At 53.7% G+C, this 6,508-nt stretch carries 4 protein-coding genes; 2 read left to right on the top strand and 2 right to left on the bottom strand.

What is annotated here, in order from left to right:
• Positions 1–148: 148 nt before the first annotated feature.
• Positions 149–1,420, bottom strand: a complete 1,272-nt coding sequence (gene odhB / locus EVJ32_RS15735) for a 2-oxoglutarate dehydrogenase complex dihydrolipoyllysine-residue succinyltransferase (RefSeq protein WP_131459110.1) — start codon at positions 1,418–1,420, stop codon at positions 149–151.
• Positions 1,421–1,438: 18 nt separating this feature from the next.
• Positions 1,439–4,285 (bottom strand): 2-oxoglutarate dehydrogenase E1 component, encoded by a 2,847-nt coding sequence (locus tag EVJ32_RS15730; protein WP_131459109.1) that lies wholly within the window; start codon positions 4,283–4,285, stop codon positions 1,439–1,441.
• A 334-nt stretch (positions 4,286–4,619) separates the two neighbouring features.
• Between EVJ32_RS15730 and EVJ32_RS15725 the strand changes: the two genes are divergently transcribed.
• Together EVJ32_RS15725 and EVJ32_RS15720 are read left to right on the top strand one after the other, a co-directional pair.
• A complete protein-coding gene (locus EVJ32_RS15725) occupies positions 4,620–5,552 on the top strand; it encodes an ABC transporter ATP-binding protein (protein WP_131459108.1) in 933 nt (310 codons plus the stop codon).
• A complete protein-coding gene (locus tag EVJ32_RS15720; RefSeq protein ID WP_131459107.1) occupies positions 5,530–6,267 on the top strand; it encodes an ABC transporter permease in 738 nt (245 codons plus the stop codon). The genes EVJ32_RS15725 and EVJ32_RS15720 overlap by 23 nt, the downstream gene beginning before the upstream one ends.
• The last annotated feature ends 241 nt before the right edge of the window (positions 6,268–6,508 follow it).

Here is a 6,508-nt window from a genome sequence, read left to right as displayed (position 1 = left end):
AGATGATTTTACTCATGGATGCGTTCCCCCGTCTGAATGAATAGGTTCATTATATCGATTCGACCGCACACAAAAAACCCTGAATGAGCACTTTTTATCAAGTGTCTATCATTCAGGGTTCAGTTCACTTGCGACATGGACCTTTTTTTTACGCTTCGAACAACAACTGTTCTGGATCTTCAATCATATCTTTAATGTGTTTGAGGAACGTCACGGCCTCACGGCCATCGACGATGCGGTGGTCGTATGAGAGCGCCACGTACATCATCGGACGGTTCTCAATCGTCTCAGCATCGATCGCGATCGGACGAAGTTGGATCGTGTGCATTCCGAGGATAGCGACTTGCGGTCCGTTCAAGATCGGTGTCGATAAGAGTGAACCGAACACGCCGCCGTTCGTGATCGTGAACGTGCCGCCAGTCAGGTCGCTAAGCCCGAGCTTATTGTTGCGGGCCTTGTCGGCAAGATGGATGATATCCTTCTCGATCTCGCCAAAGTTTTTACGGTCCGCTTCCCGGACGACCGGGACGACGAGTCCGTCCGGTGCCGATACGGCGATGCCGATGTCGTAATATTTCTTCAAGACGATCTCGTTGCCTTGAATCTCAGCGTTCAGATACGGCATCCGTTTCAGAGCCGCGACGGCCGCTTTCGTGAAGAACGACATGAAGCCGAGTTTGACGTCGTTATCTTTAATGAACTTCTCTTGACGACGTTTCCGGAGCGCCATGACCGCCGTCATATCGATCTCGTTGAACGTCGTGAGCATCGCCGCCGTCTGTTGGACTTCGACGAGACGGCTCGCGATCGTTTGACGACGACGCGTCATCTTGATGCGCTCTTCGTCTTTGCCACTCGCGACCGGTTGTGGTGCCGCAACCGGTGCTTTCGGTGCTTCTGGCTTTGGCGCCGGTGTTGCGTTGTGGTTCGACACGTCATGGACGTTGATGCGGCCGATCGGGTCGTTCGTCTGAACGGCCGAGAGGTCGATCCCGCGCTCACGAGCGAGCTTGCGTGCCGCCGGTGTAGCGATCGGGCCTTTACCTGGGCTTGCCACGTGCTCTTCACGACGCTCGACTTTTTTCGCTTCGCCGACTTCTTCTGTTTTCGTCTCGGCTGGAGCCGGAGCAGCTTCTGTCGCTGCTTCCGTCTTCGTCTTCGTCGCGACGGCCGTGCCGCCGGCTGATCCTGAACTTAAGCGGGCGATGACTTGACCGACTTGGACCGTGTCGCCTTCCCCGGCGAGTTGTTCTTCCAACGTTCCCGACTCATCGGACGGCACTTCGATGTTGACTTTGTCTGTCTCGAGCTCGACGATGGCCTCCCCTTTTTCAACGTGGTCGCCTGGCTGCTTGAGCCATGACGCGACCGTTCCTTCCGTAATGGACTCTGCTAATTCCGGTACTTTAATTTCGATCACAATGAGTTCCCCCTTAACTTATTTACGATCTTTTTGGTATGTGCTCGCTCCAGCCGCACTTGAGACGGCGTCACGGGATAAGGCTTCACGGATGATGCGTGCTTGTTCTTGTTTGTGTGCTGTCGGATTTCCTTCAGCCGGGCTCGACCGGCGACGGCGGCCGATGTAACGGACGTTCAGACGGTTCGATGTCACCGCTTCAAGACGCGGCTCGATGTATGTCCAAGCTCCCATGTTTTTCGGTTCTTCTTGTACCCAGACGATCTCTTTGGCGTTCGGGTAGCGACTGATGACGTCGCGAATCTCACGGACCGGGAACGGATAGATTTCTTCGACGCGGATGATGTGGAGGAAGTCGAGTGACTCCTCTGACTTCATCGTCGCTTCTTGCAGATCGATCGCCATCTTCCCTGAACAGAAGACGAGCCGTTCGACTTTGTCCGGCTGTTCGCCGAGACCTGTTTGTTCGACGATCGGACAGAAGCTGCCATCTGACAACTCTTCGACCGTTGAGGCTGCAAGCGGATGACGAAGCAGGCTCTTCGGTGTCATGATGATCATCGGTCGGATTTGCTCGGTGCCGAGCATCTTCGCCTGACGACGCAAGATGTGGAAGTATTGGGCAGCCGTCGACAAATTAGCGACCGTCCAGTTCTTTTCACCGGCGAGCGTCAAATAACGTTCCATCCGCGCGCTCGAGTGCTCCGGACCTTGTCCTTCGTAACCGTGCGGCAACAGCATGACGAGACCCGATTTTTGACCCCATTTCGCACGACCGGCCGAGATGAACTGGTCGAACATGACTTGGGCCGAGTTGGCAAAGTCACCGTACTGCGCTTCCCACAACACGAGCGTATCTTGTGCGAACACGTTATAGCCGTATTCAAAGCCGAGCACCGAGCCTTCCGAGAGCGGGCTGTTATGCACCGTGAACGAGGCTTTCGCCGTCGACAACTCGTGGAGCGGCGAGAATTTCTTGCCGGTCTCGACATCGTTCAACATGATGTTACGTTGCGCGAACGTCCCGCGCTCTGAATCTTGACCGCTCAAACGGATCGGTGTCCCGTCCGAGATGATTGAGGCGTAGGCGAGTGTCTCGGCATGGCCCCAGTCGATCTTCCCGTTGTCCCCGAACGCGTCACGACGACGGTCGAGTACTTTTTGCAGCTTATGGAACACGCCGAACCCTTCAGGCCAGACGAGCAGCTCATCGTTCAACTGTTGCAACAAGTCGCGTTCGACTGCCGTATCGACGTAAGGGAATCCTTTATAGACTGCTTCCGGCAAGACGATGTCCGCATCTTCTTCCTCAGCCGGGACGAGGTCGCGCGCTGACTTCAAGCGATCTTCAATCGATTGTTCGATCGTCGCTTTGTCTTCTTTCGTCATGACGCCTTCTGCTTCGAGAAGATCGGCATAGACGTGACGGACCGATTGATGTTCTTTGATTGCTTTGTATAGAACCGGGTTCGTGTTCATCGGTTCATCCATCTCGTTGTGTCCATAGCGGCGGTAGCCGACCAAGTCGACAAGGATGTCTTTATGGAACTTGGCACGGTATTCGCTGCACAATTTCGCGACGGCGACACACGCTTCCGGGTCGTCGGCGTTGACGTGGAAGACCGGGATCTCGTAGCCTTTGGCGATATCACTCGCATAACGTGTCGAGCGCGAGTCGCTCGGGTCCGTCGTGAAGCCGATCGTATTGTTGGCGATGACGTGGACGGTGCCGCCTGTGCGGTAGCCCGTCAAGTTCGTCATGTTGAGCGTCTCGGCGACGATGCCTTGGCCTGGGAACGCGGCGTCCCCGTGGATCAAGATCGAAGCAGCCTTGTCATCGTGTTGGACCGGCATCCCTTTTGCAGAGCGGTCGTCTTGCGCGGCACGCGTGTAACCTTCGACAATCGAGCCGACGAATTCAAGGTGGCTCGGGTTGTTGGCGAGGTTCAAGCGGACTTCTTTCTTCTCATCTAACACGCGGCGGTCGAGTCCAAGATGGTATTTCACGTCGCCCGACCAGCCGAAGTTGATGCCGATCGAACCTTCTGACGGAATGAGTTCTTTGTTCGGTGCGTGCTGGAACTCGGCAAAGATCATTTCATACGGTTTACCGAGCACATGGGCGAGGACGTTCAAACGTCCACGGTGTGCCATCCCGATGTTGATGTGTTCCGAACCGCTCGAGATGAGCCGTCCGACCATCGCGTCAAGGAGCGGGACCATGCTGTCGAGTCCTTCGATCGAGAAACGTTTTTGTCCGACGTACGTCTTATGAAGGAACGATTCGAACAGTTCCGTCTCGGCTAAACGCTCAAACAATTCGAGTCTTTCTTCTTTCGAGTACGCGGCTTTCAATGCGCCTTGCTCGATGCGGCGGCGAATCCAACGTTTCTCTTCCATATCATCCAAGTGGCGCAGCTCGATGGCAACCGTCCCTGTATAGACGTCGAGTAAATGACGGACGAGTTCAAGTGCGTTCGCGCCGGGCTTCGGTACGTCTTCTGACAGCAAGTGTGCCGGGATCTGCTCGAGGTCTGACTCGTTCAACCCGTAACGGTCGAACACAAACAACCCGTGCTCACGCGGATGGTCCTTGAGCGGATAAATATCAGCCGCTTTATGACCGAGCGCCCGGATATCATTGACGAGCCGAGTCGCCGCCACGATTTTCTCCAAATCAAATGAAGCGACCGGTGCGACCGGTACCGCTTGTTCGGGTGAACCGTTCTCATCAAAGTAACGACGCGTCTCCGCATCGACCGATTCTCTGTCTTCCAAATATTGCTCGTACAATTCAACGATGTAGCCTAAGTTTGGACCATAAAATGTTTGCGATTGCTCGCGACCGTTCGACGACTCTCCCATTGAATAAATCCCCCTGTCCGTTCCTATGCGCCCGATGTGTGAACGCTTTCATTTTTTAAGGCCGCACGAATCAGTTCATCCATCTGATTCAGGCCGTGAAAAGAGCCAAATCTTGCCTCTTACTCTCTTCTTCATACTACACCTTTCCAGGTCGAAAGACCCTTTCAAATTCACAATTCGTCCATACTAATTCAATAAGTTTTACTTATCGACTAATTGTGAAAGTTGTCGTTTGATTCAATTGTTTCAAAAAAAGGTGAAACCTTCTTTCAGTCTTGTCGTATACAATGTTAGCAAGATTGGAAACAAATCTCAAAGAAAGCAAGGTGACAACATGTTATCCGTCCAAAATGTCCACAAAAAACTGGGCCAGACGAACGTTCTGACCAACGTCAGCTTCGAAGTCACGCCCGGCGAAATCTTTGGCTTCCTCGGTCCGAACGGTGCCGGAAAGACGACGACGATCCGTATCATCACTGGTCTAATGCCGGCAACGCACGGTAAAGTGACAGTCGACGGGTTCGACGTATCGACCGACCGCCAAGAGGCGCTCAGTCGCATCGGGGCCATCGTCGAAAACCCGGCGTTCTACCCTTACTTAACCGGTCGAGAAAACTTGATCCACGCCAAGAACTTGATCCCCAATTTGAAAAAAGTCGACTTGAACGCCCTCGGGGCACTCGTCGGGCTCGAATCGAAGCTCGACATGAAAGTCAAACAGTACTCGCTCGGGATGAAGCAACGTCTCGGGATCGCCCGTGCGCTCCTCCACAACCCGAAAGTGCTCATTCTCGATGAGCCGACGAACGGGCTCGACCCGGCCGGCATCGCCGACCTGCGCAACTACTTACGGCATCTCGCCGAGCACCGCGGCATCGCCATCTTGATCTCGAGCCACTTACTTAGTGAGATGGAACAAATCACGGACCGGTTCGCGATCATCGACCACGGTCAAATCAAGTCGGTCCAAGACGGGACGACGCGTGAAGAAGGCGTCATTCTTTGTAAAGTGTCACGCGAGCAGATGAACGAGGCGCTCGACGCGGCCGCCATGATTTTTGACGATGTGAAGATCGTTCAGCAATCGGCAGAGACGTTCCTCGTCCCCCGCCCTGAGACGGATATCCCGGTTCTGTTGAAACGACTCATCAATCAAGACATCAACGTCTTCCAAATCGGGATGAAATACGAGACGCTCGAGGACCAGTTCCTCAAAGTGACGAAGAAAGAAGGAGGAACGAACAATGCGTTCATTACTAGCCAATGAGTTTATGAAATGGCGGCGCACGATCAAGCCGCTGATCGCCCTCGGCATGTATACCGGGGTCATCATTTTGACGTACGTCATCGTCACGAGTGGAAACGAGTCGGGAGATGCGACAACGTTCGTCAACTATACAACGATGGCCGCGATGACGTTCCTCGGCATCTTCACGATCGTGTTCACCGCTGAAATGATCGGGAACGAGTTAAAGTTCGATACATTGAAACACTTGCTCATGAGTCCGTACTCCCGTGACCGAATCTTGCTGTCGAAACTCGTTGCCGCAATCCTGATCATGCTCGCCCAGTTCGTGTTCATCCTTGCCGTGACGTATGGCTTCGCTTTGACGCTTGACGGGAACTTGACGTTCGAGCAGTTCCGTAACGTCCTACTCAGCGTGTCGAGCGGCGTGTTCGTCATCTTCTTGACGCTCATGTTCTCGGTCGTCTTCAAATCGGTCGGTGTCGTCATCGGTTTTACCGTACTCGCGAACTTCGTCTCGACGATGATCGGCGGCCTCCTCATCGCATGGAAGCCGGCCATTGCTAAATGGATCGTCTTTTTGCACACGGACTTGTCCATTTATTATCAAAGTCCAGGCTTCATGGAGACGATGGACGTGACGATTTGGTTCTCAGCGTTTTACGTGTTGATCCACATCATCGCCTTCTATATCATCACGGCGTTCATGTTCCGCAGCAAGACATTCGCGGAATGACCTGCCCCTCTCTATGAACGTGACAAAACCTCTGACTGTCGGACACACAATCCCAACATTTCAGAGGTTTTTTTGTTTGATGATACGGTATTCTAGGTATAGAAACGGTGAACCACTCACCACTTATTTGCTTCGCAACTTGAAGTGGGAGCTTCTTGGGAAGACCGTGCTTTGACCAGCCACGGTTGTGGACCAAGCTCGTCGGGCAGTCCCTGCCCTGGAGTGTTTCAGTCGGCGAGCC

The organism is Exiguobacterium sp. SH5S4 (assembly GCF_004337045.1).
In the GTDB taxonomy this organism is placed as follows: Bacteria; Bacillota; Bacilli; order Exiguobacteriales; family Exiguobacteriaceae; genus Exiguobacterium; species Exiguobacterium aurantiacum_A.
Note: the sequence above shows the minus strand (reverse complement) of the source record. Positions and strands in the feature narration are given on the sequence as shown.

Coding starts and splice junctions, on each gene's coding strand:
- EVJ32_RS15730 (WP_131459109.1), bottom strand. CDS start 4,285: ATGGGAGAGTCGTCGAACGGTCGCGAGCAATCGCAAACATTTTATGGT.
- EVJ32_RS15725 (WP_131459108.1), top strand. CDS start 4,620: ATGTTATCCGTCCAAAATGTCCACAAAAAACTGGGCCAGACGAACGTT.
- EVJ32_RS15720 (WP_131459107.1), top strand. CDS start 5,530: ATGCGTTCATTACTAGCCAATGAGTTTATGAAATGGCGGCGCACGATC.